The sequence below is a fragment of the Kutzneria buriramensis genome (assembly GCF_003387475.1).
Taxonomy (GTDB): domain Bacteria; phylum Actinomycetota; class Actinomycetes; order Mycobacteriales; family Pseudonocardiaceae; genus Kutzneria; species Kutzneria buriramensis.
Genome location: NZ_QUNO01000008.1, coordinates 87,286 through 113,733, shown reverse-complemented (window position 1 = coordinate 113,733; position 26,448 = coordinate 87,286). Strand labels below are relative to the sequence as shown.

Below are 26,448 nucleotides of genomic sequence, written 5' to 3'. Positions count from 1 at the left end.
TCAGTGCCGCCTCTTCCCCGTGGGACGACCGCTCTTGCCGGACGGCCGGGCCTTGGGCGTGCGCGACGGCGTGCTGGCCGCGGCGGCCATCGCCTTCTCCTTGCGCACCTCGGCCGCGAGCGCCTCGTCGTCGCTCGGGTCGAAGTCCTCGCCGTCCGGCGCCGCGTCCTGGACGTCGACGCCCTGGGCCGCGGCCTCGGCCGCCTTGCGGGCCAGGTTGGCGCGCCGGTGCGCGACCCGCTCGGCCTGCTGCTTGTACTTCGGGTCGCGCATCTTCAGGTCCACCACCAGCGGGGTGGCCAGGAAGATCGACGACACCGCGCCGACGAGCATGCCGGTGAGCTGGATCAGGGCCAGGTCCTGGAGCGTGCCCACGCCCAGCAGCACCACGCCGACGATCAGCAGGCCGAGCACCGGCAGCAGCGCGATCAGCGAGGTGTTGATGGAGCGCATCAGGGTCTGGTTGACCGCCAGGTTGGCGGCCTCGCCATAGGTGCGCCGGGTCAGCTTGAGCAGGCCGCGGGTGTTCTCCCGGACCTTGTCGAACACGACCACGGTGTCGTACAGCGAGAAGCCCAGGATGGTGAGGAAGCCGATCACCGTCGCCGGGGTGACCTCGAAGCCGATCACCGAGTACACGCCGGCGGTGATGATCAGGTCGTTGGCCAGCGAGGCCAGCGCGGCCAGCGCCATCGCCCGCTCGAAGTAGAACGCCAGGAAGATGGTCACCAGCACCAGGAACACCGCGAGCGCGATGAGCGCCTTCTGCGAGATCTCCCCGCCCCAGGACGAGCTGACCGCGCTGTCGCTGATCGACTGCTGGTTGGGCTGGCCGTTCGTGCCGAGCGGCTTGAACTTGGCGAACAGCGCTTCCTTGAGCTTGACGACCTGGGTGCCGTCCAGCGGCACCGACCGCAGCTGGATCGTCTCCGACGGGCCGGAGCCGACCGTCTGCGCCTGCTCGGCGTCGTGGCCCACGGACTGCTTGTAGACCGCGAGCACGTCGTCCACGGTGGCATTGCCGGTCTGGCCCTTCACCGGCATCTGGATCTGGGTGCCGCCGGTGAACTCGATGCCGTAGTTGAAGCCCTTGATGGCCATCGAGCCCAGGCAGATCGCGATGATCACGGCGAACGCGATGTACCAGCGCTTGCGCTTGCCGATGATGTCGAACGCGCCGGTGCCGACGTACAGGTTGTGCAGTACGCCGTGCTTCGGGGTCACGGGAGTCGACACGTCACGCCTCCTTCACGGCGGGGTTGGCCGCACGCTCGGCGGCGCGCAGCTCCACGCCGGCCTGCTGCACGGCCCCGAGGCCGGAGAAGGACGGCTTGGACAGGGTCTTCGAACGGGACGCCAGCGCCACCAGCGGGTGCGTCACCAGGAAGACCACGAACAGGTCGATCACGGTGGACATGCCGGTGGTGAACGCGAAGCCGCGGACGTCGCCGACCGCGAGCGTGTACAGCACGGCGGCCGCGAGGAAGCTGACGCCGTCCGCGGACAGGATCGTTCGCCGCGCCCGGACCCACGCCCTCGGCACCGCGGACCGGAAGGTGCGGCCCTCCCGCACCTCGTCCTTCATGCGTTCGAAGAACACCACGAAGGAGTCGGCGGTGATACCGATGGCGATGATGAAGCCGGCGATGCCGGGCAGGTCCAGGCTGTAGTTGATCCACCGGCCGAACAGCACCAGCACCGCGTACACGGTCAGGCCGGAGCAGACCAGCGAGAGCAGCGTCAGCACGCCCAGCGCCCGGTAGTAGAAGAGGCAGTACACGATGACCAGCAGCAGGCCGATGCCGCCGGCCAGCAGGCCCGCCTGCATCGAGGACAGGCCCAGCGTCGCCGACACCGTCTGGTTCTCCGACATCTGGAAGGACAGCGGCAGCGAGCCGTAGCTCAGCGCGTTGGCCAGGTCCTTGGCGGACTTCTGGGTGAACGAGCCGCTGATCTCGGTGTTGCCGATGATCTGCTGGTTGATGGTCGGCGCGGACTGCACCTGGCCGTCCAGCGTGAACGCGGCCTGGTCCTGCACGTGCGCACCGGTGTAGCTGGCCCAGGTCTTGGCGCCGTCCGGCTTGAAGGTCAGCGTCACGATGTACTGGGCCTGCTGCTGGTCGAAGCCCGACTGCGCGGTCGCGATCTGGCTGCCGTCCAGGAACGACGGGCCGAGCACGTACTTGGCCGTGTGCGCCTTGTCGCAGGTGACCAGCGGCTTGGTCGGGTCGTCGTAGCCGAGCAGCGGGTCCTTGGCGTTGCAGTCGGTCGCGGCGAGCGCCGCCGTCAGCGCGTTCGGGTCGGTCCCCACGGCCGGGTTCTGCCGCACCGCCTTCGCCTGCTGGATCGCCTTGACCTGAGCCGGGTCCGCCACGCCGGGGATGCTGCTCTGCGTGGTCGGCGCCGGCGTCGTGGTGGACGACGCGGCCGTGGACGACGGCGGGTTGGTGGTCGTCGTCTGCGCGGCGGCCTTCATCGGCACCGGCATGCCCTGCGGCTTCGCCGAGGTCGACGTGGCCGGCGGGTTCGAGGTGCTGCTCGGTGTGCCCGAGCCGCTCGGCTTGGCCGTGTTGCTGGACGACGGCTTGCCCGAGCTGCTGCTCGGCGGCGTGACCGGCACGACCATCGACTGGCCGGACTGCGGGTCCTTCAGCACGGGACGGAAGCGCAGCACCGCCGGCTCGCCCACCGACTTCAGCTGGTCGCCGTCGTTGCCTGGCGCGGTGATCACCAGGTTCGCGCCGTCCTGCACGATCTCGGCGCCGGTGACGCCGTTGCCGTTGACGCGGTCGGACAGGATCTGCTTGGCCAGGGTGAGGGAGTCCTGTGCCGGCGGCTTGCCGTCCGGGGAGATCGCGGTCAGCGTGACCCTGGTGCCCCCCTGGAGGTCGATGCCGAGTTTGGGAGTCGGCTGTCCATTCCCGGTGAAGAACACCAAGGCATAGAGCACGACCACGATGAGGGCGAAGACACCCAGGTAACGCACTGGGCGGATCTGCCCGGCCGGAGGTGCCACGGTCGGTCGGTCTCCTCGTGCTGATAGTCGTTGTCGGTGTGCCCCGACGGCCCGGTCGGTCGCAGGGGGTGCCCTCACATGGCGGTCAGAGTGCGGGCAAGGGCGCAGCGTACTCCTCGCCGTGTGAGGCGCGCGTCACTGTGCGAGGTCGCCCCTGCTCGGACGACCTCGCCTCGGCCGGACGGCTCAGCCCTTGCTCTTGCTCTCCAGAGGAGGCGCGACCTCGGCGTTGCTCTCCGGCTCGCCGGCCACGGGCTCGTCCTGCACGTCCTCGACCTCATCGACGTCCGAGTCGACCGTCGGGTTCACCTTCTCGCGGACCGCGGCGCGCAGCCACGTCGTCACCACGCCCGGCGCGATCTCGATGTCGATGTGGGTGTCCGAGTCGACGTTCGCAACGTTGCCGAACAGGCCCGAGGTCGTCATCACCCGGTCGCCGACCTCCAGCGAGGTCTGAAGCTTCTGCTGCTCGGCCACCGCCTTGCGCTGCCGGCGGCTGCCGAAGAACAGCATGCCACCCACCAGCACGATGAGCAGGGGAAGCAGCAGGTTCGACGCGTCCATCATTCTCCGTTTCATTGCGCCGCGTGCCGCGGCGGGGTGAGGCCGCTCCTAGGCCGGTCTCTTCCCTTGTCTCATGTCGATCGATGGAAAGACTCGATCGACATGAGCCCGCGGTCCAGAGACCGGCGCGGCCTCACAGGCTTGCCATGTCACTTGGCGTGTGCCTACAGCAGTCTGCCACACGGCTTATCGCCCATACCCCGTGGCAGGGGCCTCGCCCGGCGCTTCCGGCGGCGGTGTCAGACCCATGTGGTACCAGGCGGCCGCCGTCGCGACGCGGCCTCGCGGCGTGCGGGCGAGCAGGCCGGCGCGGACCAGGAACGGCTCGCAGACCTCCTCCACGGTGGTGGGCTCCTCCCCCACCGCGACGGCCAGCGTGGTCACCCCCACCGGACCCCCGTGGAAGCTCTTGACCAGCGCGTTCAGCACCGCCCGGTCCAACCGGTCCAGACCCAGGTCGTCCACGTCGTAGACGGCCAGCGCGGCGCGGGCGACCTCGGTGCTGATCACGCCGCCGGCGCGCACCTCGGCGTAGTCGCGGACGCGGCGCAGCAGCCGGTTGGCGATACGGGGTGTGCCCCGCGAGCGGCCGGCGATCTCGGCGGCGCCGTCACCCGGCAGGTCGATGCCCAGGATCGAGGCCGATCGGTGCAGCACCTGCTCCAGCTCCGCCGGCGAGTAGAACTCCATGTGCCCGGTGAAGCCGAACCGGTCGCGCAGCGGGCCGGTCAGCGAGCCGGACCGGGTGGTCGCGCCGACCAGCGTGAACGGCGCGATCTCCAGCGGGATGCTGGTGGCGCCGGGGCCCTTGCCGACGACGACGTCGACGCGGAAGTCCTCCATCGCCAGGTACAGCATCTCTTCCGCCGGCCGCGCGATGCGATGGATCTCGTCGATGAACAGGACGTCGCCCTCGACCAGGTTGGACAGCATCGCGGCGAGATCGCCGGCGCGCTCCAGCGCCGGGCCGGAGGTGATCCGGACGGCCGCGCCCAGCTCGGCGGCGATGATCATGGACAGGCTGGTCTTGCCCAGGCCGGGCGGGCCGGACAGCAGCACATGGTCCGGCGGCTGGCCGCGCATCTGCGCGCTGCGCAGCACCAGTTCCAGCTGCTCACGGACCCGCGGCTGGCCGACGAACTCCGACATCCGGCTCGGCCGCAGCGTCGCCTCGACGTCACGCTCGGTCGGCTCGGCCAGCGCCGACAGCGGGCCGTGCTCGTCGAATTCGCTCATCGCTTACGCCCCAACGATGTCAGCGCCTGCCGGAGCACTGCCGCGGTGTCGCGGGCACCGTCCTTGGCCAGCACCGCGTCCACCGCCTGCTCCGCCGCCTTCGCCGCGAAGCCCAGGCCCAGCAACGCCTCCGTGACCTGCGCGCGCACCAGCTCGGCGTCCGCGCTGACCTCCGGGCCCGGGGTGCCGCTGGTCAGCGCGCCGACCTTGTCGCGCAGCTCGACGATCAGCCGCTGCGCGCCCTTGGTGCCGATGCCCGGCACCTGCGTCAGCATCGCGGTGTTGCCCTCGGACAGCGCCGCCCGCAGCTTGTCCGGTTCCAGCACCGCCAGCGTCGCCAGCGCGATCTTCGGGCCGATGCCCGACACCGTCAGCAGCAGGCCGAACAGCTGGCGCGCGTCGGGGTCGGTGAAGCCGAACAGGGTGAGCGAGTCCTCACGCACGATCAGCGCCGTGAACAGCTGCGCCTCGTCGCCGCGGCGCAGGCCGGCCAGGGTCGTCGGCGTCGCCAGCACCGCGAAGCCGACGCCGCCGACCTCGATGACGGCATGGTCCAGGCCGATGGACAGCACCGGTCCACGTACCGACGAGATCACCGTGCTGCTCCCCTGTTCGCGGCCTCGGCCAGCCGGGCCTTGTGTCGTCGTTGCAGTTCGGCGGCGCGGGCCTCCGCCTGCGCCAGCCGGGCCTTGAGCGGGGCCCGCCACAGGTGGCAGATACCCAGTGCCAGCGCGTCGGCGGCGTCCGCCGGCTTCGGCGCCTCGGCCAGCCCCAACAGGCGCGTCACCATGGCCGTGACCTGCGCCTTGTCCGCCGTGCCGGACCCGGTGACCGCCGCCTTGACCTCGCTCGGCGTGTGGAACTCCACCGGCAGGCCGCGCTTGGCCGCCAGCAGCGCCACCACGCCGCCGGCCTGCGCCGTGCCCATCGCCGTGCGGACGTTGTGCTGGCTGAACACCCGCTCGATCGCCACCACCTCGGGGCGGTGCCGGTCCAGCCAGTCCTCCACCACCTCGGACAGCTGGAGCAGGCGGCGCGCGAGGTCGTCGTCCGCCGGGGTGCGGGCCACGCCCACGTCCACGCAGCGCACCGTCCGACCCGGTCCGCCGTCGACCACGCCGAGCCCACAGCGGGTCAGCCCAGGGTCGACGCCCAGCACCCGCACCTGTCCCGCCTCCGGAGTATCCGCCGAACACCCGTTCGAGACGCGACACTACCGGTCGTGGTGATCGCGGCCGACACCAACACGCCGTTGTGCAGGGAAGGACGCCTTACCCGCTTTGGATGCAGGTAAGGCGTCCTTCCCTGCATTCAGCGGACCGAATCACGCGCCGTCGATGCCCGGCCGCCACGACTCGGGGCGGCCGCTGGCCGTCAGCACCGGCTGCCACTGCGCGAAGCCCTGCGGCGCCTTGGGATGCCACGGCCAGTACCCGCCCTCGGACGGCACGATCAGCTGCACGGCGGGGAAATCACCGGTGGGGTGCAACAGGAAGGCGCTGCCGAAGAACTCCGGGTACCAGCCCTTCGCCACCCGCTCCACGGTGATCGGCACGCCGTTGAAGAACTGGCGGTACAGCTGCCCCGGCTGGAACCGCACGCCCTGGCGCGCCTCGTTCACGTACGCGGTGACGAGGACTCGGCCCAGTTCCAACGGAAGCCCGATCACCACGGCCTCGGCGACGCCGAAGCGCCGCCAGGCGCCGACCGTGAAGCAGTACGGCGCGCCGTTCTGGTCGCCGGCCACCTCCACCACCGCGTTGCCGTGGTCCTCCGCCTGCCTGAGCAGCCATTGGCGCAGGTCACGATCTTCTTGCGAGAGGTTGTTCATCGCGGAGTGAGGTGGCACGGCGCCATTCTGCACAGAAAACCCGTCAAGACAAAGTGTTGCCCGGCAACACTCGTTGCCGGGCAACAGAAAGCTGTTAACGTCAGGCGTCCACCTCGGCCATGACCTCGTCGCTCACGTCGAAGTTGGCGAAGACGTTCTGCACGTCGTCGCAGTCCTCCAGCGCGTCGATCAGCTTGAACATCTTGCGTGCGCCGTCGGCCTCCAGCTGCACCGTCATGGACGGCAGGAAGTTCGCCTCGGCCGACTCGTAGTCGTAGCCGGCCTCCTGGAGCGCCTTGCGCACCGGGATCAGGTCGCCGGCCTCGGACACGATCTCGAAGCTCTCGCCGAGGTCGTTGACCTCCTCCGCGCCCGCGTCCAGCACGGCCATCAGCACGTCGTCCTCGGACACGTCGTTCTTCGGCATGAGCACGACGCCCTTGCGGGAGAACAGGTAGGCCACCGAGCCCGGGTCGGCCATGCTGCCGCCGTTGCGGGTCATCGCGGTGCGCACCTCGGAGGCCGCCCGGTTGCGGTTGTCGGTCAGGCACTCGATCAGCACGGCCACGCCGTTCGGGCCGTAGCCCTCGTACATGATCGTCTGCCAGTCGGCGCCGCCGGCCTCCTCGCCGCCGCCGCGCTTGCGGGCGCGCTCGATGTTGTCCAGCGGCACCGAGTTCTTGCGGGCCTTCTGGATCGCGTCGAACAGCGTGGGGTTGCCGTCGGGGTCGCTGCCCCCGGTCCGCGCGGCGACCTCGATGTTCTTGATCAGCCGCGCGAACAGCTTGCCACGCTTGGCGTCGATCGCGGCCTTCTTGTGCTTGGTAGTCGCCCACTTGGAGTGGCCGCTCATGAAACTTCCTCCGTCAGACTCGACGACTCGACGACCGTTCCCACGCCTCAGGCCGCGCGGACAGTCTCCACGAACAGGCGGTGCACGCGCTCGTCGCCGGTGAGCTCGGGATGGAACGCGGTCGCGAGCACGGACCCCTGCCGAACTGCGACGATCCTACCGGCGGCGGCGCCGTTGGCCGGTATGTCCGGCACCCGGGCGAGGACCTCGACGCCCTCGCCGACCGACTCCACCCAGGGGGCGCGGATGAACACCGCGTGCACCGGGCCGCCGTCGACCCCGGCGACCGGCAGCTCGCACTCGAACGAGTCGACCTGCCGGCCGAAGGCGTTGCGCCGGACCACCATGTCCACGGCGGCGAGCTGCTGCTGGTCGGGACGGCCGTCCACGACCGTCCCGGCCAGCAGGATCATGCCGGCGCACGAGCCGTACGCGGGCAGGCCGTCGGCCAGCCGCTTGCGCAACGGTTCGAGCAGTTCGAAGGTCTCCAGCAGCCTGCTCATGGTGGTCGACTCGCCGCCGGGCAGCACGATGCCGTCGACCTCGGCGAGCTCCTCCGGCCTGCGCACCGGCCGGGCGATGACGTCGCACTCGGCCAGCGACACGAGGTGCTCGCGAACGTCGCCCTGCAGGGCGAGCACGCCGATGACGGGCTGGGCGGGCACGGGTGAGCGACCTCCTGGACGGGCAGTACCTGTACCTCCAGCTTATTGACCGGCGACGGGGACCGCGCTGGAGGGGTCGACCTGGGCCGCCGGCTGCCGCCGCCGGACCAGCCACCAGCCGGCCGCGAGCACCACGACGATGCCGGGGATGGAGAAGAAGGCGACCTGCTCGGCGCCGCCGGCGAAGCCCATCATCACCACGATCAGCGCCAGGAATCCGAGCGTCAGCCAGCCGGTCCAGGGCGCGCCGGGCATCCGGTAGGCCGGCCGCTCGACCTCGCCCCGGAGCGCCTTCTGGCGGAGTCGCATCTGACAGAAGACCAGCGTGGCCCAGGTGGCGACGACGCCGAGCGAGGCGATCGCGGTGGCGATGTCGAACGCGGCGGTCGCGCCCTTGAACTGGTTGAGCGCGACGCCGGCGACGTAGACGACCGAGGTGAACAGGATGCCGCCGTAGGGGACGTGGCGGCTGCTCATCTTGCCGGCGAAGGCCGGGGCCTCCTTCTTGTCGGCCAGCGACCGCAGCACGCGACCGGTCGAGTAGAGGCCGGAGTTGCAGGACGACAGGGCCGCGGTGAGCACGATCGCGTTCATGACGTCGCCGACCCACGGCAGGCCCAGCGCGCTGAACACCGTGACGAACGGGCTGGTGGTGGAGCTGTACATCACCGAGGGCAGCAGCATCGCCAGCAGCGTGACCGAGCCGACGTAGAAGATCGCGATGCGCCAGATCACGCCGTTGATGGCCTTGGGCATGACCTTGTGCGGGTCCTTGGTCTCGCCGGCCGCGATGCCGACCAGCTCGATCGCCGAGTACGCGAAGATCACCGCTTGCAGCGCGATCAGGGCGACGCCGATGCCGTGCGGGAAGAAGCCGCCGTCCGCGACCAGGTTGGCCGGGCCGGCGGCGTGGCCGGCGATGTTCGTGGACGAGACCACCAGGCCGATGCCGACCAGCAGGAACACCACGATCGCGGTCACCTTGAGCACGGAGAACCAGAACTCCAGCTCGCCGAACAGCTTCACCGACACCAGGTTGATCGTCAGCAGCGCGGCCAACGCGATCAGCGCGGTGATCCAGGTCGGCAGGTTCGGCAGCCAGCGCTGCACGTAGATGCCGACGGCGGTGATCTCCGCGACGCCGGTCATGGCCCAGTTCAGCCAGTACATCCAGCCCGATGCGAAGCCGGCCCAGGGGCCGATGAACTCGCGGGCATAGGTGACGAAGCTGCCGGAGGTGGCCCGGTAGAGCACCAGTTCGCCCAGCGCCCGCATGACGAAGAAGGCGGCCAGGCCGCACAGCGCGTACGAGATGATCAGGCCGGGGCCGGCGGCGTGCAGGCGGCCGCCGGCGCCGAGAAAGAGGCCGACGCCGATGGCGCCGCCCATCGCGATCATCTGCACCTGACGATTGCCGAGGGCCTTGGAGTAGCCCTCGCCGTCACGGGAAGAATCCACGGAAACGGTCCCTTCAATACTGCGAAAAGGCGCGGAACCGCCCCCGGCTCCGGCGCTGGAGAACTCGACCACGGGCGAACCCGTTGAGGTCGGGACTCTAGACAGCGGTCGAAGCGGACCTCTATTCCGTTTGAGCAAGCCTTGATGTGACGAGCGCCACCGTTTAAGCGACGCCAAAGAGTCGCAGCGCCGCCGTCGTGCCGGCGGCCAGCACCACGACCAGCACGAACGGCACCTTTCGCCAGGCCGCGACGCCGCCGACGAATACGCCCGCGATCAGCGCCCAGCCGCCGAATTTACCGGCGGGTACGAAGGCGTTGACCGCCACGAGGGCAAGAAGGAGTGCCGTCGCGGCCATTGACAGCAGCATTTGCACGCGCGTCGGCACGGTGATCCGATTACGCAGTTGCGGGCCGGCGAAGCGAATACCGTACGTGCCCAGGGCCAGCGCGAGGACGACTCCCAGCGTCATGCCGCCACCGCCTTCTTGCCCGTGGGAAGTGCCGCCAGGACACCGAATGCGGCCAGCACGACGGGAATTCCCGGCGGCAGGAACGGCGTCGTGGCGACGGCGATCGCGGCGCCAAGGACGGCGACTCGCAGCGTTCGGCGGTCCTTCAGCGCCGGGAGGATGAGCGCGAACATCGCCGCCGGGAACGCCGCGTCCATGCCGAAGCGGCTCGGGTCACCGATGACCTGCCCGATCAGGGCGCCCACCAGCGTGCCGGCGTTCCAGGTGAGGAAGAGGGCGAGGCCGCAGGTCCAGAACGCCGCCCGGGCCCTCGCGCGGTCGCCCTGTCCTGTTGAGCGCTGCGCCATCGCGAAGGCCACCGACTCGTCGATCAGGATGTGGGTGCCGACGATCCGGCGGCCGAGTCTGTCGCCGAGCACGTCGCCGATGGCCAGGCCAAACGGCAGGTGCCGGGCGTTGAGCAGCAGGCCGGCCAGCACCGCCGCGATCGGGCTGCCGCCGGCGGCCACGATGCCCACCACCATGAACTGCGAGCCGCCCGCGAAGATCAGCAGCGACATCGCGCAGACCAGGGCCACCGGGATGTGCGCCGCCACCGCGATCGCCCCGAACGACGCGCCGGTGACGAACGCCGTCAGGGCGATGGGCGACACGTTGCGTAACAGCGCCGGATCAACCGTTCGCCAGATCGAACGAACCATAGCCCACACTGAACACGCACCCCCGACCCCACGTCAACCCAGATATCCCATGACCCGACGTCACCCCCGCGAGTCGCGCTCTCGCGCACACTGAATGCAGGTCTCAGACCCCCGCGAGTCCCGCCCAGCGTCACACCGAAAGTCGGTTCCGCGCAGAACTGAGACCCGCGCCTCGTTCTGCCTGAAACCGTATTTCGGTGTGTCTGTGAGCGCGACTCGCGGGGGTTGCACGGGGGCGGGGGGCGTCGATAGCTTTGCGGGGGAGCCGAGAGGCGCTGCGACGGACGAGGTCCGCCACGCTCGGCTCCGTGTGAACGTCACAAGGGCGCCTCCCCAAGCGGGAGGCGCCCTTCACTGTCAGGGCCCTCCCCGCGAAGCGTGCGGAGGAAACCGAATGAGCACGAAACTGAGGCAGGTCAACGGGGTCGACTTCGCGGTGGCGGATCTGTCGCTGGCCGAGGCGGGGCGGCACCAGATCCGCCTGGCCGAGCTGGAGATGCCGGGCCTGATGGCGCTGCGCGAGGAGTTCGGCGACAGCAGGCCGCTGACCGGCGCGCGGATCGCGGGCTCGCTACACATGACGGTGCAGACGGCGGTGCTGATCGAGACGCTGGTGCACCTGGGGGCTCGGGTGCGCTGGGCCTCGTGCAACATCTTCTCCACGCAGGACGAGGCCGCCGCGGCGGTGGTCGTGGGCCGTGACGGCACGGTCGACGCGCCGGCGGGGACCTCGGTCTTCGCCTGGAAGGGCGAGTCGCTCCAGGAGTACTGGTGGTGCGCGGACCAGCTGTTCACCTTCCCCGACGGCGACGGCCCGAACATGATCGTGGACGACGGCGGCGACGCGACGGTGTTGGTGCACAAGGGAGTCGAGTTCGAGACGGCCGGCGCGGTGCCCACGGCGACCGCGGAGGACGGCGAGGAGTACGGCATCCTGCTGGCCACCGTCGCGGCGAGCATCGCCCGCGACGCCAAGCGGTTCACGCGCATCGCGGAGCGGATGCGCGGCGTCACCGAGGAGACGACGGCCGGCGTGAACCGGCTGTACCGCCTGGCCGCCGACGGGGAGCTGCTGTTCCCGGCGATCAACGTGAACGACTCGGTGACGAAGTCCAAGTTCGACAACAAGTACGGCATCCGACACTCGCTCGCCGACGGCCTGAACCGCGCCACCGACGTGATGCTCGGCGGCAAGCTCGCGGTCGTCTGCGGCTACGGCGACGTCGGCAAGGGCGCGGCGGACGCGCTGCGCGGCCAGGGCGCACGGGTCGTGGTGACCGAGGTCGACCCGATCTGCGCGCTCCAGGCGTCGATGGAGGGCCTGGAGGTCGTGCACCTGGACGACGTGGTGCACAAGGGCGACATCTTCATCACCACCACCGGCAACCGCGACATCATCATGACCGAGCACATGGCCCGGATGAAGCACAACGCGATCGTCGGCAACGTCGGCCACTTCGACAACGAGATCGACATGGCCGGGCTGGCGCGGGTGCCGGGCATCCACAAGATCGAGATCAAGCCTCAGGTGCACGAGTGGGTGTTCCCGGACGGGCACTCGATCATCGTGCTGTCCGAGGGCCGCCTGATGAACCTGGGCAACGCCACCGGCCACCCGAGCTTCGTCATGTCGAACTCGTTCTCCAACCAGGTGATCGCCCAGATCGAACTGTTCACCAAGCCCGGCGATTACGAGCGCGAGGTCTACCGCCTGCCCAAGCATCTGGACGAGAAGGTGGCGCGGCTGCACCTGGACGCGCTGGGCGTGCGGCTGACCGAGCTGACCAAGGAGCAGGCGGCCTACATCGGCGTGGATGTCACGGGTCCGTACAAGCCGGAGCACTACCGCTACTGATACAGTCGCCTCACCGCCGCGCTTGAAAACGTTTACAGAACGTTCATTGGAGTAGGCGATGAGGAAACTCCTGACCGCGCTGGCCGTCGCCGGCGCGTCCCTGACGGGAGTGGTCCTGACTGCGGCGCAAGCGACGCCGCAGGCGGACCCGACCGCCGGTCTCAAGCAGTACAGCGACACGTTCAAGGTGCAGCACCCGTACAACCTGCCCGAGTCCGCCCGCTTCTCCACGACGGCGGGCCCGGAGTACAACGCCTGGATCATGAAGGGCGACAAGCCCTTCTCGCAGGGATCGGGCACCGGACCGCGCACCGAGATGCGGTGGGGCACGAACTGGTCGCAGACCGAGCACCAGTGGTCCGCCGACGTGCTGATCGACTCCGGCACCGAGGGCGCCTGCATCATGCAGGTCAAGGGCTCCACCGGCGGCGAGGCCGTGTACATCAACGTGCACAACAACGGCGGCCTCTACAACAGCGTCGACAAGACCCCGATCGCCACCGGCATGTGGGGCAAGTGGTTCCACCTGAACACGGACTTCAACCCGGCCAACGGGTCCTTCCGGGTGTGGATCAACGGCAACCAGGTGCTGTCCGGCCACTACAGCGCCCCGGCCAGCAAGGTCTGGTACTTCAAGAACGGCGTCTACAACACCACCGGCGCCAAGGCCGAGGCCCACTTCAAGAACATCACGTTCTGGGCCAAATGAGATGCAGGGAAGGACGCCTTACCTGCATCGAACGAGGGTAAGGCGTCCTTCCCTGCATGAGGAAGGTCACTGGTGGCGGCTGCGGGAGAGGAAGGCCGTCACGCCGCGCTGGAAGTCCTCATAGGACACCGCCGGCCCGCTGGCGAAGCTGTCGGCGGCGGCCCGGGTGGGCGACAGTCCAACGCTGACGGCCTGTTTCGCGGCGACCAACGCAGCGCGGGGCTGGGCGGCCACGGCGGCCACCAGCTCCGCGGTCGCGGCCGCCAGCTCCGCCGCCGGCACGCGCCGGTTGACCAGCCCAGCGGCGACGGCCTGCTCGGCGTCGAGCAACCGACCCGTGTACAGCAGCTCCCGCGCCAGGCCGTGCCCGGCGAGCAGCGCCAACCGGGCGGCGAATGCGGGGCTGACGAGGATGCCCAGCCGTGCGATGGGCATGCCGATCCGGGCGTCGGCGGCGAACACCCGGAGGTCGCAGGCCAGGGCCAGCTGGCAGCCCGCGCCGGCGGCGACGCCGCTGACCTGGGCGATCACCGGCGTCGGGCACTCCTCGATCGCGGTGCAGGCGGCCTCCATGGCGGCGAATGCCTCCTCCACGTCGTCGGGCGCGGCGTGCACCCACTCGCGGAGGTCGGAGCCGGCGCTGAAGGTGCTGCCGCTGCCCCGCACGACGATCACGCGGATCTCCTCGTCCAGGGCCAGTTCCCGGAACGCCAACTCCAGCGCGCGCCAGTCGTCGTGGCCGAGGGCGTTGGCGCTGCCGCCGGAACCGAGCACCACTTCGGCGCCGCGCCCGTGGCTGCGGACGGTGACGTTCGCGGACACCGCACCTCCTACCGTCAACTGTGTATCCCTAGTCCACCACGGCCGCCGGGTCTAGCGTCGTACGCACCCTCAACGGCGAGGTGGTGACCCCATGTACACCCCTGTCCTGGCCCCGATCGCCGGTTCGCTCACCCTGTCCGCCCTGCTCGCGGCGCTGCCGCTGGTGCTGCTGTTCGTGCTGCTGGGCGTGTTCCGGATGCGGGCGTGGCTGGCGGCGGCGATCTCGCTCGCGGCCAGCGTGCTGGTCGCGGTGCTCGGCTATCCGATGCCGGTCGGCCCGGCCCTGCTCGCGGCGTCGGAAGGCGCGGCGTTCGGCTTCTTCCCGATCCTGTGGATCGTGGTCAACGCGATCTGGATCTACAACATGACCGTCCACACCGGACACTTCGACGTGCTGCGGCGGTCCTTCGCGCGGGTCAGCGACGACCAGCGGATCCAGGGCGTGATCGTGGCCTTCTGCTTCGGCGCATTGCTGGAAGCGCTTGCCGGCTTCGGCACGCCGGTCGCGGTGACCAGCGTGATGCTGGTGGCGCTGGGTTTCCAGCCGATGAAGGCGGCCACCGTCGCGCTGGTGGCCAACACCGCTCCGGTGGCGTTCGGCGCGCTCGCGGTGCCGATCACCACCCTGGCCACGGTGAGCGGCCTGCCGCTGCACGACCTGGCGTCGATGGTCGGCCGGCAGACACCGGTGCTGGCGCTGTTCGTGCCGATGGTGCTGGTCGGCATCATCGACGGCCGGCGCGGCGTGCGCGAGACGCTGCCGGCGACGCTGGCCTGCGGCGTCACGTTCGCGGTCGCCCAGTACGCGGTGTCGAACTTCTTCACCGCTCCCCTGACCGACATCGTGGCGTCGCTGGTCAGCGCGCTGGCGGTGGTGCTCGTGGTGCGCGGTCGCCGCAGCACCGCCGAGAACGGCGACAGCCGGGCCGAGATCGTCCGCGCCTATGCCCCGTACGTGATCATCATCGTGGTCTTCGCGCTGGCCCAGGTTCCGGCGATCAAGAACGCCCTGACCGGCGTCACCGTGACGTTCAACTGGCCGGGCCTGCACCTGGCGACCGCGAGCGGCAAGACGTCCACGCTGCCGGCCTTCAAGTTCGACTGGCTCGACGCCGCCGGCAGCCTGCTGGTGATCGCCGGCCTGCTCACCATCCCGGTGATCGGGATCAGTCCTGGCGCCGCGCTACGCACCTACGGCAGGACCTACCGGCAGCTGGCGACCGCGATCGTCACGGTGATGGCCGTGCTCGCGCTGGCGTACGTGATGAACGCCAGCGGCCAGACCGCCACGCTCGGCACCTGGATGTCCAACGCCGGCGGACTTTTCGCGCTGCTGTCGCCGGTGCTCGGCTGGCTCGGCGTCGCCGTGACGGGCTCGGACACCTCGTCGAATTCCCTGTTCGGCGCGCTGCAAGTGACCGCCGCCCAGCATGCCGGCCTCAGTCCGACGCTGATGGCCGCCGCCAACTCCTCCGGCGGCGTGCTGGGCAAGATGATCAGCCCGCAGAACCTGGCGATCGCCGCCGGCGCCGTCGGCCTGGCCGGCCGCGAGGGCGACCTGTTCCGCCGGGTGTTCCTGTGGAGCCTGCTGCTCCTGGCGATCATGTGCGTGCTGGTCGTGCTGCAGTCGACGCCCGTGCTGGGGTGGATGGTGGTGTGAGCCCGCCGCCACCAGCACGAGATCGCCGGTGGCGGCGCCGTCCAGCACGCCCGCGTCGGCGATCAGCAGCAGGGCGTCGAACACCGAGCCGAACGTCGCGACCAGCCGCCGCGTGAATCCCAGGCCAGGGTCGTCCACCAGGTTCGCGAGGTACGTGCGGGGTCCGGGCAGCACCCGGTCGACGTCGCGGGCGAACTCGACCGTCCCAATGCCGAGGGCATGTGCCCCGACTCGAACGCGTCCAGCACGATCAGGTCGGCCGACGCGTCGGCTCGGGCGGCCAGGCCGGCGCGGCCGTCCGCGATCTCCACGGTCAGTCCCGGCACCGACGCCGTGTCCAGCTTCGGCGCCAAGAGATCCACCAGCAGGTCGTCCGGCTCGTACACCACCTGCGAGGAACCCGGCCGCCGCGACGCGATGTACCACGGCAACGTGCACGCCGCCCCGCCGATGTGCACTGCCGTCACCGGTCCCGGCGGCAGGCAGTCCACCACGTCGCCGATCCGCCGCATCACGTCGAACGCCAACAGCGAGGGATCATCGATGTCCACATAGGACTGCGGCACACCGTCCACCGTCACCAGCCAGGCGTCGGCCCGGCGGTGTCCCGGAGCAACACGGCATCGCCGAACCGAGCGGCACGGGACCCGCCCGGCCGGGTCGCGCTCACCGGACCACCCGCACCCCGACGACTTCCATCAGGCCGGCCAGCGGGACCTCGGCCCGGGTCTGCTCGGGGCTGACGGCGTAGCCGTCGCGACGCAGCAGCGTGAGCAGGCGGTCGGCCAGCGGCATCACCATGTGCCGGCCCCAGCACCGCTCGTTGGCGTGGCCGAACGGCAGGTAGCCGGGGTGCGTCTCCGGGTCGAGGTCGCGCCAGCGCGCGGGCCGGAACTCGTCGGGAGCATCCCACAGGGCGGGGTCGCGGTGGCTGAGCAGCGGAAGCAGCAGCACGTCGTCGTCGGCGCCGATGCGCGCGTCGATGGCCGGAAACTCGGGCGAGGCCCGCCGCAGCACGTTCCATGACGGCGGCAGCAGGCGCAGCGCCTCCAGCAGGAGATGCTCGTTGGGCACGTCGTCGTCGAACGGCGACCCGAGCCAGAGGGCGCCGGTGACCAGGGCGGCCACCGTGAAGCAGACCGGCGCCGCGACCCGGCGGTAGAGGCCCATCGCGCGCCGGCGCTGCTGGTAGCTCGAGGCGTTGGCGAACAGGCCCGCGACCGTGGAGGCCGGATCGGTCGGCCGCAGCCGCCCCGGCAGCGCCGCGCCGGTGACGATGACGGTCCAGGTGAGCTTGGGCGTCAGCTCCAGGTTGCGGTCCACCAGCACCTTGAGCCGGTACGGGTCGACGCCGAACACCAGGTCCCGCAGGTAGTTGTGCCCGACCAGCGGCCACTGGCCGGACAGGTCGACCTCGTCCTCGAGCGGCTTCTTCAGGGCCGACCGGACGTCGGCGCCGACCGCCTGCATGAGCGCGGCCGCCTCGCGGCGCGGAATGGATCGCCCGTTCAGGGGCTTGAACGTCGGCCGTTCCCTTTCATCGGCCGGCCGCGCGCGCATCAGTTCATCCATGAGAGCAGGGCCGGCCACCCCGACGGTGTCCCGGTCGAGTCGAACAAGATCCCGCCCGCAATAATCGCGTAACAATGCGGCGATTCGCGGCGCGAACTCGGCCACCCGGGAAATGCGGGCGGTTTCGGAAATACTCATGAGACACCCCCAGCGTGGCGGGCCGGCGCCCCGGCACGGACTGGAGCGCCGGCCCGGCTTGTCGGCCGACTACCAGCTCAGCGGCTTAGTACCAGAGGTACCAGGCGTACTGCTTGAGGCTCTGGCGACCGGTCAGCTTGCTCTTCAGGAAGAACGCGAGCTTCATGACAGCACCTCCATCGGGAATCCATCAACCGGGTGTCTTCGGACCCCAGTGGCCGGTTTTTCGCGGCCCGTCCAGGTCTACCAACCCGATCACTCAATCGGCAATGGGCGGGTATGAACGTGCACCCACCGACGGTCAACAGGGGAAAGCAGCGCCGCGACGCCGGGCGAATAAATGGATCATTTAACAGTCAACCGCCTGAAACACCGTGAACACACGGACGGGCCCGCCCGGCACACGCCGGACGGGCCCGTCGGAGTCGGGCGTCGCCTCACCAGCCGCGGCTGGCCAGCTTCTGGGACTCGGGCAGCTCGGTGATGTTGATGCCGACCATGGCCTCGCCGAGGCCGCGGGAGACCTTGGCGATCACGTCGGGGTCGTCGTGGAAGGTGGTGGCCTTGACGATGGCCTCGGCGCGCTTGGCCGGGTCGCCGGACTTGAAGATGCCGGAGCCGACGAACACGCCCTCGGCACCCAGCTGCATCATCATCGCGGCGTCGGCCGGCGTGGCGATGCCGCCGGCGGTGAACAGCACGACGGGCAGCTTGCCGGTGGCGGCGATCTCCTTGACCAGCTCGTACGGCGCGCGCAGCTCCTTGGCGGCGGCGTAGAGCTCGGCCTCGTCCAGCACGGTCAGCCGGCGGATGTCGGCACGGATCTGGCGCATGTGCCGGGTGGCCTCGACGACGTTGCCGGTGCCGGCCTCGCCCTTGGAGCGGATCATGGCCGCGCCCTCGGCGATGCGGCGCAGCGCCTCGCCCAGGTTGGTCGCACCGCACACGAACGGCACGGTGAAGGGCCACTTGTCGATGTGGTTGGCCTCGTCGGCCGGGGTGAGCACCTCGGACTCGTCGATGTAGTCGACGCCGAGCGACTGGAGCACCTGGGCCTCGACGAAGTGGCCGATGCGGGCCTTGGCCATCACCGGGATGGACACGGCGTTGACGATGCCGTCGATCATGTCCGGGTCGCTCATCCGGGCGACACCGCCCTCGACGCGGATGTCGGCCGGCACGCGCTCCAGCGCCATGACGGCGACGGCGCCGGCGTCCTCGGCGATCTTGGCCTGCTCCGGGGTGACCACGTCCATGATCACACCGCCCTTGAGCATCTCGGCCATGCCGCGCTTGACCCGCGCGGTGCCGGTGGCGGGAGTGGGCTCGATGTTCACCGTGCCGACCTTTCGGGAACGTGGGATGAGTACGTCTCCCATGCTAGGTCGGACGTGGCCTTGTGTTTGAGGCCAATCTGACACAATTTCGGAAGGCCACTCGGCCGGCGGGCTTGTCCGACCAGCGGTTCGGGTGTGAGATCGAACACATCGAGGTGTACTCCAGGCCAACTCGGTTCGTTCAGGAGGTGACCCCATGGGGTCCAAGAACACCGACAACACCACTTCCGGCGGCGCGGTCGCTGTAGCCGACCCGGCCAAGGTCCGCAATGTCGTGCTGGTCGGCCCGTCGGGGGCCGGCAAGACCACGCTCACCGAGGCGCTGCTGACCGCCTCGGGCGTGCTGACCCGGGCCGGGTCCGTCACCGAGGGCACGACCGTGTGCGACCACGATCCCGCCGCCCAGCGCCAGCAGCGCTCGGTGGGCCTCGCGGTGGCGCCGCTGGTCCACCAGGACGTCAAGATCAACCTCATCGACACGCCCGGCTACATGGACTTCGTCGGCGAGCTGCGGGCCGGCCTGCGGGCCGCGGACGCCGCGATCTTCGTGGTCAGCGCGGCCGAGGGCGTGGACGCGATGAGCATGGCGCTGTGGGAGGAGTGCGCGGCCGTCGGCATGCCGCGCGGGGTCGTGATCGCCCGGCTCGACCACCACCGCGCCGACTTCGACGCCGAGCTCGCGTCCTGTCAGGAGGCGTTCGGCGCCGGCGTGCTGCCGCTCTACCTGCCGGTCCCCGGCTCCAGCAACACCAAGCTGGTCGGGCTGATCACCCAGAGCGTCTTCGACTACTCGAACGGCTACCCGCCGACCGTCCAGCAGCCCGACGGCGATCTCGCGGACCTCATCGCCGACCACCGCAACGCGCTCATCGAGGGCGTCATCGCCGAGAGCGAGGACGAGACCCTGATGGAGCGCTACCTCGGCGGCGAGGAGATCGACCAGGACGTGCTCATCGCCGACCTGGAGACCGCGGTCAGCCGCGGCTCGTTCTACCCGGTCGTGCCGGCCTGCGCCCTCACCGGCCTCGGGCTGGCCGAGATCCTGGACGGCATCGTGCGCGCCTTCCCGTCGCCGCTCGAGCACCCGCTGCCGTCGGTCACCGACCCGGTCGGCGGCGTCGTCCTGGAGATCAGCACCGACCCGGACGGTCCGCTCGCGGCCGAGGTGGTGCGCACCGCTGTCGACTCGTACGTCGGTCGGGTGTCGCTCGTCCGGGTGTTTTCCGGGACGCTGCGGCCGGAACGGGCCGTGCACGTGTCCGGCCACGGCATGAGCGACCGCGGGCACGAGGACCACGACGAGGACGAACGCGTCGCGCACATCTACTCGCCGCTCGGGGCGAGCCTGCGCGAGGTGCCGTTCTGCGTGGCCGGCGACCTGTGCGCGCTGACCAAGCTCGGCTCGGCGGAGACCGGTGACACCGTGTCCAGCCCCGACCAGCCGCTGCTCATGTCGCCGTGGCTGATGCCGGAGCCGCTGCTGCCGGTCGCGATCATCGCCCGCAAACGCAGCGACGAGGACACCCTGGCGCGCAACCTCGCGCGGCTCGTCGCCGGCGATCCCACGCTGCGGCTCGAACGCAACACCGAGACACACCAGATGGTGTTGTGGTGCATGGGCGAGGCGCACGCGGACGTCGTGCTGGCGCGGCTGCGCGCCGGCGGCGCCGAGGTCGAGACCGAGGACGTGCGGGTGCCGCTGCGGGAGACCTTCGCCAAGCCCGCCAAGGGACACGGCCGGCACGTGAAGCAGTCCGGCGGGCATGGCCAGTATGCCGTCTGCGACCTGGAGGTGGAGCCGCTGCCGCGCGGATCCGGCTTCGAGTTCGTCGACCGGGTCGTCGGCGGCGCGGTGCCGCACCAGTTCATCCCCAGCGTGGAGAAGGGGGTTCGGGCGCAGCTGGAGAAGGGCCTGCACGGCGACCACCCGTGCGTCGATGTGCGCGTGACCCTGGTGGACGGCAAGGCGCACAGCGTCGACTCGTCCGACGCGGCGTTCCAGACCGCCGGCGCGCTGGCGTTGAAGGAGGCCGCCGCGAACAGCCGGATGTCGCTGCTGGAGCCGATGGACGAGGTGAGCATCCGACTGCCCGACGACTATCTGGGCGCGGTGCTGGGCGACCTGTCCAGCCGGCGGGCCCGGGTGCTGGGCACGGAGGCGGACATCACGCCCGGGCGGACGCTGATCCGCGCCGAGGTGCCCGCGACCGAGCTGGTGCGGTACGCCGTGGAGCTGCGGTCGCTGGCGTCGGGCACCGCGACGTTCACCCGGCACTTCGCGCGGTACGACCCGTTGCCGGACAACCTGGCGGCGAAGGCCTGAGGTGGTGATGCGGCCGGTGCCTCAGCGCACCGGCCGCACCGTGCCGTCCCATTGCGTGGCAAGAAGTTCGTCGAGCAACGGGCCCAGCTGAGCGGGGTAGATCAGCTCGTCGGAACCGGCCAGCTCCTGGGTGGTCCACCACCGGTGGCCGGTGACGGTGTCGTTCTCCAGCTGGGTGAAGCCGGACGTGTCGATGGCGTTCGCGCTGGTGTGCACCAGGAAGAACCACTCCTCGCCGAGGAACCACCGGCCGTCGAAGCAGAAGGTGACGCGGCGCAGCCAGACCGGACCCGTCAGATCGTCCTGCTCGCAGCGGATTCCGGTCTCCTCCACCAGTTCCCGGACGGCCGCCTCCTTGAGCGCCTCGCCCTTCTCGATGCCGCCGCCCGGTGTGAACCACCACTGCTCGGTGTTGTTCGGCGGCGGATTGCCGCCGCGGAACAGGAGAACGCGGCCGCGGTCGTCCACCAGCAGGATGCGCGCCGACGCCCGTGGCACCAGCGCCTGCTCGCCGCTCTCCGGCGCCACCGGCTCCGCGATCTCGAAGTAACTCGGCAGCGGCGCCCGCCCGGCCAGCCGCAGCCAGCGGACGGGTCGCCTGCGCCGCAAGGCAAGCGTGTCGCGGACGGCGTCGTTGTGGACGCGGCGGGCCAGCACCAGCCGGTGCTCCGCGTCCGCCAGCTCCGTCGCGATCTCCGCCGGCAGCGTCGTGCGGTCCAGCTCCCCCAGCAGGCGGCTCACCTCGTTCTCCGCTGCCTCGCGGTCCGCCCGCGGCGCCTTCTCCGCCTCCTCGGTGGCGTGCTGGAGCTTCGGACTCGCCAGCCGGGCCAGCAGCGCCCGCCGCGCCAGCGCCGCGTCCAACGCCGCCCACGCCGCGTCCGTCCGGATGTGCAACCGGTCCAGCCGACTGGTCAGGCCCAGCGTCCTCGCCACGAGGACCGCCGCCACCAGCAACAGCGCTGCCCCCTCGACGATCACCCCTCGACCCTACCCCGGCGAGTCGCGCTCGCAGCCAGGGCGAATGTTGGTTTCAGGCAGGTCGGACCACGGCGTGGGCAGTGTCGAACAGGGCCCAGCCGTCGAGCTCGGTGGTGCGGTTGGCGAACGGGTCCCAGCCGGTGGCGATTGCCTGGTCGAGGAAAGCGCGGACCACCCCGGGCTGGTTGAGGTTGAGACCCCGGCCATCGGCGTGCCGCACCGCGCCGGCGTGGACGAGCCAGCCGTCCCGGACGAGATTGCCGTTGCCGACGGCGAAGGTGACGTGGAGCCGGCCCTGGCAACCCTCGCGGCGGATCACCAGGATCTCGCGGCAGGTCTTGTCCCGCTCCAGCGCATCTTCCAGGGGCTCGTGGGCGTGGCCGACGTGCCAGCGGTAGTAGTCCGTGGCGATGCCGAGCCGGCGGGGTTTGCGGTGCGGCATCTGCCTGAAACCTACATTCGGTGTGTCTGTGAGCGTGACTCGCGGGGGTTGGCCGAGGTGGCGGCTTCGTAGACGCGGAGGACCTGGTCGGCTACGAGGGACCAGTCGAAGGCTAGGGCGCGGGCGGAGCCGGCGAAAGCGAGTTCCAGGCGGCGGACGGGGTCGGACAGGACGGCGTCGAGGCGGGCGGCCAGGGCGACGGGGTCGCCGGGCGGGGCGAAGAGGGCGGCGGGGCCGAGGACCCGGCGGAAGGCGTCGAGGTCGCTGGCGACGACGGCGGCGCCGGCGCTCATGGCCTCGGCGAGCACGATGCCGAAGCTCTCGCCGCCGGTGTTGGGGGCGCACACGACGTCGACGGACCGCAGCAAGGCAGCCTTGGTGGTGTCGGTGACCTCGCCCAGGACCTCAACGTGAGGGCAGGCGGCGCGCAGCGCCGAGGCGTCGCCGCGGCCGGCGACGAGCAGGCGCAGGTCGGGGTAGCGGGGAGCCAGCAGCCGGATGGCCTCGACCAGCACCGACATGCCCTTGCGCGGCTCGTCGTACCGGCCGACGAAACCGATGGTGCCGCCGGCCCGCGGATACCCGGGCAGCGGCGCGGCGTCGGCGAAGAACCGGACGTCGACACCGTTGGGGATCTCGACGGCGTCGCCGCCGAGGTGTTCGACCTGCACCCGCCGCGCCGGCTCGGACACGGCGATCCGAGCGGTGATCTTCTCCAGCCGCGGCCGCAGCACCCCCTGCACGGCCAGCAGGATCAGGGACCGGTTGAACGACGTGTGGAAGGTCGCGACGATCGGCCCGCCGCCGGAAGCCAACGCCAGGAACGACAGGCTGGGCGCGATGGGCTCGTGGACGTGCAGGACGTCGAACGCCCCAGCTCGCAGCCACCGCCGCACCCGCACGTACGCCCCCGGTCCGAAGGCCAGCCGCGCGACGGAGCCGTTGTACGGAATGGGCAGCGCACGCCCCTCCGGCGCGAGCACCGACACGTCGTGCCCCAGACCCCGCAACGCTGCCGCCAGCCCGGCGACATGCGCCTGAACCCCGCCCGGCACAGCGAGCGAATACGGGCACACCAGGCCGATTCTCACCGATCAGTCTTCATTCTGGGCGGGCTCCTCCGCGAGCCACAGCCGTTGCAGCATGTGCCAGTCCTCGGGATGCGCGGCGATGTCGGCCGCGAACACGTCGGCCAGCGCCTGCGTGGCGGCCCCGATGCCCTCGATCCCGTTCACCTTGACGGGCGGGTGCACGCGCAGCCCCCACCCGGTCTCGGTGAACCAGGTGCCGACGGGCAACAGCGTCGCGCCGGTGGTGGCGGCGAGATACGCCGGCCCGGCCGGCATACGAGTGGTGCCACCGAAAAACGTGACGGGCACGCCGTTGGCGGTGAGGTCCCGGTCCGCGAACAGACACACGACGCCGCCGGCCCGCAGGCGCTGCGCCAGGTGTTCGGTGGGCCTGATCTCGCCGCCGGCCGACGGCACGACGTCGAAGCCCAGCCGTTCCCGGGCCCGCGTGAAGCTCCGGTACAGCGACTCGGGCCGCAGCCGCTGCACGACCACACTGACCTGACGGCTGTGTCCGAGCAGCCACACGCCCGCCAGGTCCCAGCTGCCGCAGTGCGGCAGCGCCAGGATCACGCCGTTGCCCTCGGCGCACGCGGCGTGCAGGTTCTCCTGCCCGGTGGCGGTGCGCTCGACCGCCTGGTGCACGGCGTCGACGTCGTCGGGCCGGAGCCGGAAGGTCTCGCACCAGTAGCGGGCGTAGGACCGCATCCCCCGCGCGACCAGGTCGTCCAGCTCGGCGGCGCCGGCCCGCGGCACGACCCGGGCCAGGTTCCGGCGTAACTGCTCGACCCCGGGCCCGCCCCGCCGGGTCGCGAGGTCCGCGCCCCACTGGAACGCCCCGACGGCGACCTGTTCGGGGGCGAGCCGGGCCAGCGCCCAGCCGGCACGGAAGGCGGCGGTGACGAGCAGGCCCTTCACCCGGCCTGCTCCTTGGCCGACCGGTGCACGGCGATCAGCCGCTGCCCGACCGTGACCAGCGCCAGCAGGGCCAGGATCCACAGCGCGACGTCCAGCGCGTACGGGACGCCGAGGCCGGTGAGGCCGGTGCCGACCAACGCCAGCACGATGCGCTCGGCCCGTTCGACCAGGCCGCCGTCGGCCGACAGGCCGGTGGCCTCGGCGCGCGCCTTCACGTACGAGATGACCTGGGCGCCGACCAGCGCGATCAACGCGGCGGCGCCGCCGTTCCTGTCGCCGGCGACGGCCAGGCACCACCAGGCGATGGCCCCGAGCAGCGCGCCGTCGGCGATCCGGTCGCAGCTGGCGTCGAGCACCGCGCCGAACCGCGTGCCGGCGCCGCTGGCCCGCGCCACGGCACCGTCAAGCAGGTCGAACAGCACGAAGAAGGTGATCACGACGGTGCCGGCGAACAGCTGGCCCCGGGGGATGAACCAGAGCGCGCCGAGCACGGTGCCCGCGGTGCCGACGACCGTGACCGCGTTGGGGGTGACACCCAGACGCAGCAGCCACGTCCCGACGGGGTCGGTGACGCGGGAGACGGAGGCGCGAGCGAAGATGTTCAGCATGGGGCGGCGGAGGCACCTACCTGCACTTCAGGACCGGATACGCCCAGCCTAACCAGCGCCCCCTGGCCGGCCGCCAGCGACACCCCCGCGTCTCATTCGTCACACGGGTCGCTGGGGCAGCCCTTGCTGGCCTGGGCGACGATCGCCGCGGAGATCTCACCCAGCTGCTTCACCTGATCGGTGGATAGCCCGTCGAACAGCACGGTGCGCACCTCGTTGACGTGCCCGGGGGCGGCCGCCCGGACCACGCCCATGCCGTCCTCGGTGAGGCTGGCGAACGCGCCGCGCTTGTCGGTGGGGCACGAGCGGCGGGTCACCCAGCCGTTCTCCTCCAGCCGGGCGATGGCGTGCGAGAGGCGGCTGCGGGAGGACTTGGTGAACTCGGCGAGCTCGCTCATGCGCAGCTCGCGGCCGGTAGCCTCGGACAGTGCGACGAGGATCTCATAGTAGGTGGTGGGCATGCCGGAATCGCGCTGGAGCTGACGGTCCAGGGACTCGCCGACCAGCTTGGTCGCGGTCTGGTAGGCCCGCCACACCTCCTGCTCGGACTCGGACAACCAGCGCGGCTCAGTCATAGTCACCATGGTACCTGTTGTTGAGCTCTCAACCTCAGTGCTAGTCTCCGGTTGAGAGTTCAACCAATGCTCATGGAGGACCGAGAGATGACTGCCGCAACCCAGATCCCCGGATACGTCGCCGGCACCTGGAACATCGACCCGGTGCACTCGGATGTCGCGTTCATCGTGCGTCACCTCGGCGTGTCCAAGGTGCGCGGTCGCTTCAACACCGTGTCCGGCACGATCGTCACCGGCGAGGACCCGTCGACGTCCACGGTGACCGCGACGATCCAGGCCGACAGCATCGACACCAAGAACGAGCAGCGCGACGGCCACGTGAAGTCGCCCGACTTCCTGCACGTCGAGGAGCACGAGCACCTGAGCTTCACCTCCACCGCCGTGCGCATCGACGGCGAGGAGATCGAGATCGACGGCGACCTCACCCTGCACGGCGTGACCAAGCCGGTGACCCTGACCGGCGAGTTGGGCGGCTTCGGCGAGGGCCCGAACGGCAAGGTGCTGGGCGTGTCCGCCACCACCGAGATCAAGCGCTCCGACTTCGGCGTCGGCGGCAACATCCCGGCCGCCGTGGTCAGCGACAAGATCAAGGTCGAGCTGGACGTCGAGGCCCAGCTCCAGGCCTGAGTCCCGACCCCCGCGAGT

The 26,448-nt window shown here is 70.5% G+C and carries 28 protein-coding genes and 1 riboswitch; of the genes, 5 read left to right on the top strand and 23 right to left on the bottom strand.

The window, feature by feature from the left end:
* The 12 genes from secF to BCF44_RS23780 form a co-directional block, all read right to left on the bottom strand.
* Complete coding sequence (gene secF / locus BCF44_RS23835; RefSeq protein WP_116176581.1) at positions 1-1,236, bottom strand: protein translocase subunit SecF; 1,236 nt, start codon at positions 1,234-1,236, stop codon at positions 1-3.
* 1 nt (position 1,237) lies between these two features.
* Entirely contained in the window at positions 1,238-3,016 is a 1,779-nt protein-coding gene (gene secD / locus BCF44_RS23830; RefSeq protein ID WP_116176580.1) for a protein translocase subunit SecD, read from the bottom strand.
* A 186-nt stretch (positions 3,017-3,202) separates the two neighbouring features.
* The gene (gene yajC, locus BCF44_RS23825; protein WP_116176876.1) at positions 3,203-3,580 is read right to left on the bottom strand and encodes a preprotein translocase subunit YajC; all 378 of its coding nucleotides are present in this window, start codon (positions 3,578-3,580) and stop codon (positions 3,203-3,205) included.
* A gap of 186 nt (positions 3,581-3,766) precedes the next feature.
* Positions 3,767-4,816 (bottom strand): Holliday junction branch migration DNA helicase RuvB, encoded by a 1,050-nt coding sequence (ruvB, locus tag BCF44_RS23820; protein ID WP_116176579.1) that lies wholly within the window; start codon positions 4,814-4,816, stop codon positions 3,767-3,769.
* The gene (gene ruvA / locus BCF44_RS23815) at positions 4,813-5,412 is read right to left on the bottom strand and encodes a Holliday junction branch migration protein RuvA (protein ID WP_116176578.1); all 600 of its coding nucleotides are present in this window, start codon (positions 5,410-5,412) and stop codon (positions 4,813-4,815) included. The genes ruvB and ruvA overlap by 4 nt, the downstream gene beginning before the upstream one ends.
* Complete coding sequence (gene ruvC, locus BCF44_RS23810) at positions 5,409-5,981, bottom strand: crossover junction endodeoxyribonuclease RuvC (RefSeq protein WP_116176577.1); 573 nt, start codon at positions 5,979-5,981, stop codon at positions 5,409-5,411. The genes ruvA and ruvC overlap by 4 nt, the downstream gene beginning before the upstream one ends.
* A gap of 159 nt (positions 5,982-6,140) precedes the next feature.
* Entirely contained in the window at positions 6,141-6,647 is a 507-nt protein-coding gene (locus BCF44_RS23805) for a DUF4262 domain-containing protein (RefSeq protein ID WP_116176576.1), read from the bottom strand.
* Between the two features lie 100 nt (positions 6,648-6,747).
* Positions 6,748-7,500, bottom strand: coding sequence for a YebC/PmpR family DNA-binding transcriptional regulator (locus BCF44_RS23800; RefSeq protein WP_116176575.1), 753 nt, complete (start codon positions 7,498-7,500; stop codon positions 6,748-6,750).
* 47 nt (positions 7,501-7,547) lie between these two features.
* Positions 7,548-8,165, bottom strand: coding sequence for a pyridoxal 5'-phosphate synthase glutaminase subunit PdxT (pdxT, locus tag BCF44_RS23795; protein WP_116176574.1), 618 nt, complete (start codon positions 8,163-8,165; stop codon positions 7,548-7,550).
* 42 nt (positions 8,166-8,207) lie between these two features.
* The gene (locus tag BCF44_RS23790; RefSeq protein ID WP_170217706.1) at positions 8,208-9,623 is read right to left on the bottom strand and encodes an amino acid permease; all 1,416 of its coding nucleotides are present in this window, start codon (positions 9,621-9,623) and stop codon (positions 8,208-8,210) included.
* Positions 9,624-9,786: 163 nt separating this feature from the next.
* Positions 9,787-10,095 carry an AzlD domain-containing protein gene (locus BCF44_RS23785; protein ID WP_116176573.1) on the bottom strand — a complete coding sequence of 103 codons (309 nt, stop codon included), beginning with the start codon at positions 10,093-10,095 and terminating at the stop codon, positions 9,787-9,789.
* A complete protein-coding gene (locus BCF44_RS23780; protein ID WP_116176572.1) occupies positions 10,092-10,796 on the bottom strand; it encodes an AzlC family ABC transporter permease in 705 nt (234 codons plus the stop codon). The genes BCF44_RS23785 and BCF44_RS23780 overlap by 4 nt, the downstream gene beginning before the upstream one ends.
* Before the next feature lie 261 nt (positions 10,797-11,057).
* Positions 11,058-11,134: riboswitch (S-adenosyl-L-homocysteine riboswitch) on the top strand.
* A 56-nt stretch (positions 11,135-11,190) separates the two neighbouring features.
* Between BCF44_RS23780 and ahcY the strand changes: the two genes are divergently transcribed.
* Both ahcY and BCF44_RS23770 read left to right on the top strand, forming a co-directional pair.
* Positions 11,191-12,651, top strand: coding sequence for an adenosylhomocysteinase (gene ahcY / locus BCF44_RS23775; RefSeq protein ID WP_116176571.1), 1,461 nt, complete (start codon positions 11,191-11,193; stop codon positions 12,649-12,651).
* Between the two features lie 58 nt (positions 12,652-12,709).
* Positions 12,710-13,360 (top strand): polysaccharide lyase family 7 protein, encoded by a 651-nt coding sequence (locus BCF44_RS23770; RefSeq protein ID WP_116176570.1) that lies wholly within the window; start codon positions 12,710-12,712, stop codon positions 13,358-13,360.
* Between the two features lie 66 nt (positions 13,361-13,426).
* Here BCF44_RS23770 and BCF44_RS23765 read toward each other — a convergent pair whose 3' ends face one another.
* Positions 13,427-14,182 (bottom strand): enoyl-CoA hydratase/isomerase family protein, encoded by a 756-nt coding sequence (locus BCF44_RS23765; RefSeq protein ID WP_116176569.1) that lies wholly within the window; start codon positions 14,180-14,182, stop codon positions 13,427-13,429.
* Positions 14,183-14,273: 91 nt separating this feature from the next.
* Between BCF44_RS23765 and BCF44_RS23760 the strand changes: the two genes are divergently transcribed.
* Complete coding sequence (locus BCF44_RS23760; RefSeq protein WP_116176568.1) at positions 14,274-15,842, top strand: L-lactate permease; 1,569 nt, start codon at positions 14,274-14,276, stop codon at positions 15,840-15,842.
* Between the two features lie 62 nt (positions 15,843-15,904).
* Here the strand turns inward: BCF44_RS23760 and BCF44_RS23755 are convergent, their stop codons facing one another.
* The 4 genes from BCF44_RS23755 to pdxS form a co-directional block, all read right to left on the bottom strand.
* The gene (locus tag BCF44_RS23755; protein ID WP_116176567.1) at positions 15,905-16,423 is read right to left on the bottom strand and encodes a spermidine synthase; all 519 of its coding nucleotides are present in this window, start codon (positions 16,421-16,423) and stop codon (positions 15,905-15,907) included.
* 85 nt (positions 16,424-16,508) lie between these two features.
* Positions 16,509-17,552 carry a cytochrome P450 gene (locus BCF44_RS23750; RefSeq protein WP_116176566.1) on the bottom strand — a complete coding sequence of 348 codons (1,044 nt, stop codon included), beginning with the start codon at positions 17,550-17,552 and terminating at the stop codon, positions 16,509-16,511.
* An 85-nt stretch (positions 17,553-17,637) separates the two neighbouring features.
* Positions 17,638-17,718 (bottom strand): tryptorubin family RiPP precursor, encoded by an 81-nt coding sequence (locus BCF44_RS59275; protein WP_379801020.1) that lies wholly within the window; start codon positions 17,716-17,718, stop codon positions 17,638-17,640.
* A gap of 271 nt (positions 17,719-17,989) precedes the next feature.
* On the bottom strand, positions 17,990-18,931 hold the full coding sequence (gene pdxS, locus BCF44_RS23745; protein ID WP_116176565.1) for a pyridoxal 5'-phosphate synthase lyase subunit PdxS: 942 nt from the start codon (positions 18,929-18,931) through the stop codon (positions 17,990-17,992).
* Between the two features lie 154 nt (positions 18,932-19,085).
* Here pdxS and BCF44_RS23740 point away from each other — a divergent pair, with 154 nt between their 5' ends.
* On the top strand, positions 19,086-21,212 hold the full coding sequence (locus BCF44_RS23740; RefSeq protein WP_116176564.1) for an elongation factor G-like protein EF-G2: 2,127 nt from the start codon (positions 19,086-19,088) through the stop codon (positions 21,210-21,212).
* 21 nt (positions 21,213-21,233) lie between these two features.
* Here the strand turns inward: BCF44_RS23740 and BCF44_RS23735 are convergent, their stop codons facing one another.
* The 6 genes from BCF44_RS23735 to BCF44_RS23710 all read right to left on the bottom strand — a co-directional run bounded on the left by BCF44_RS23735 (position 21,234) and on the right by BCF44_RS23710 (position 25,803).
* Positions 21,234-22,190, bottom strand: a complete 957-nt coding sequence (locus BCF44_RS23735; protein WP_116176563.1) for an NUDIX hydrolase — start codon at positions 22,188-22,190, stop codon at positions 21,234-21,236.
* 52 nt (positions 22,191-22,242) lie between these two features.
* Positions 22,243-22,632 (bottom strand): hypothetical protein, encoded by a 390-nt coding sequence (locus BCF44_RS23730; RefSeq protein ID WP_116176562.1) that lies wholly within the window; start codon positions 22,630-22,632, stop codon positions 22,243-22,245.
* An 11-nt stretch (positions 22,633-22,643) separates the two neighbouring features.
* Positions 22,644-23,723 carry a glycosyltransferase family 4 protein gene (locus BCF44_RS23725; RefSeq protein WP_116176561.1) on the bottom strand — a complete coding sequence of 360 codons (1,080 nt, stop codon included), beginning with the start codon at positions 23,721-23,723 and terminating at the stop codon, positions 22,644-22,646.
* Positions 23,724-23,726: 3 nt separating this feature from the next.
* A complete protein-coding gene (locus tag BCF44_RS23720; RefSeq protein WP_116176560.1) occupies positions 23,727-24,620 on the bottom strand; it encodes a phosphatidylinositol mannoside acyltransferase in 894 nt (297 codons plus the stop codon).
* Entirely contained in the window at positions 24,617-25,228 is a 612-nt protein-coding gene (gene pgsA / locus BCF44_RS23715; protein ID WP_116176559.1) for a phosphatidylinositol phosphate synthase, read from the bottom strand. Before pgsA ends, BCF44_RS23720 begins: the two co-directional genes overlap by 4 nt.
* 92 nt (positions 25,229-25,320) lie before the next feature.
* Positions 25,321-25,803, bottom strand: coding sequence for a MarR family winged helix-turn-helix transcriptional regulator (locus BCF44_RS23710; RefSeq protein WP_116176558.1), 483 nt, complete (start codon positions 25,801-25,803; stop codon positions 25,321-25,323).
* A gap of 87 nt (positions 25,804-25,890) precedes the next feature.
* On the opposite strand from BCF44_RS23710, the gene BCF44_RS23705 reads away from it, so the two are divergent.
* Entirely contained in the window at positions 25,891-26,430 is a 540-nt protein-coding gene (locus tag BCF44_RS23705) for a YceI family protein (protein ID WP_116176557.1), read from the top strand.
* Positions 26,431-26,448: the final 18 nt, after the last annotated feature.

Coding starts and splice junctions, on each gene's coding strand:
- yajC (WP_116176876.1), bottom strand. CDS start 3,580: ATGGACGCGTCGAACCTGCTGCTTCCCCTGCTCATCGTGCTGGTGGGT.
- ruvB (WP_116176579.1), bottom strand. CDS start 4,816: ATGAGCGAATTCGACGAGCACGGCCCGCTGTCGGCGCTGGCCGAGCCG.
- BCF44_RS23805 (WP_116176576.1), bottom strand. CDS start 6,647: ATGAACAACCTCTCGCAAGAAGATCGTGACCTGCGCCAATGGCTGCTC.
- BCF44_RS23800 (WP_116176575.1), bottom strand. CDS start 7,500: ATGAGCGGCCACTCCAAGTGGGCGACTACCAAGCACAAGAAGGCCGCG.
- BCF44_RS23785 (WP_116176573.1), bottom strand. CDS start 10,095: ATGACGCTGGGAGTCGTCCTCGCGCTGGCCCTGGGCACGTACGGTATT.
- BCF44_RS23780 (WP_116176572.1), bottom strand. CDS start 10,796: ATGGTTCGTTCGATCTGGCGAACGGTTGATCCGGCGCTGTTACGCAAC.
- ahcY (WP_116176571.1), top strand. CDS start 11,191: ATGAGCACGAAACTGAGGCAGGTCAACGGGGTCGACTTCGCGGTGGCG.
- BCF44_RS23770 (WP_116176570.1), top strand. CDS start 12,710: ATGAGGAAACTCCTGACCGCGCTGGCCGTCGCCGGCGCGTCCCTGACG.
- BCF44_RS23760 (WP_116176568.1), top strand. CDS start 14,274: ATGTACACCCCTGTCCTGGCCCCGATCGCCGGTTCGCTCACCCTGTCC.
- BCF44_RS23750 (WP_116176566.1), bottom strand. CDS start 17,552: ATGAGTATTTCCGAAACCGCCCGCATTTCCCGGGTGGCCGAGTTCGCG.
- BCF44_RS59275 (WP_379801020.1), bottom strand. CDS start 17,718: ATGAAGCTCGCGTTCTTCCTGAAGAGCAAGCTGACCGGTCGCCAGAGC.
- pdxS (WP_116176565.1), bottom strand. CDS start 18,931: ATGGGAGACGTACTCATCCCACGTTCCCGAAAGGTCGGCACGGTGAAC.
- BCF44_RS23740 (WP_116176564.1), top strand. CDS start 19,086: ATGGGGTCCAAGAACACCGACAACACCACTTCCGGCGGCGCGGTCGCT.
- BCF44_RS23730 (WP_116176562.1), bottom strand. CDS start 22,632: ATGCCGCACCGCAAACCCCGCCGGCTCGGCATCGCCACGGACTACTAC.
- pgsA (WP_116176559.1), bottom strand. CDS start 25,228: ATGCTGAACATCTTCGCTCGCGCCTCCGTCTCCCGCGTCACCGACCCC.
- BCF44_RS23710 (WP_116176558.1), bottom strand. CDS start 25,803: ATGACTGAGCCGCGCTGGTTGTCCGAGTCCGAGCAGGAGGTGTGGCGG.
- BCF44_RS23705 (WP_116176557.1), top strand. CDS start 25,891: ATGACTGCCGCAACCCAGATCCCCGGATACGTCGCCGGCACCTGGAAC.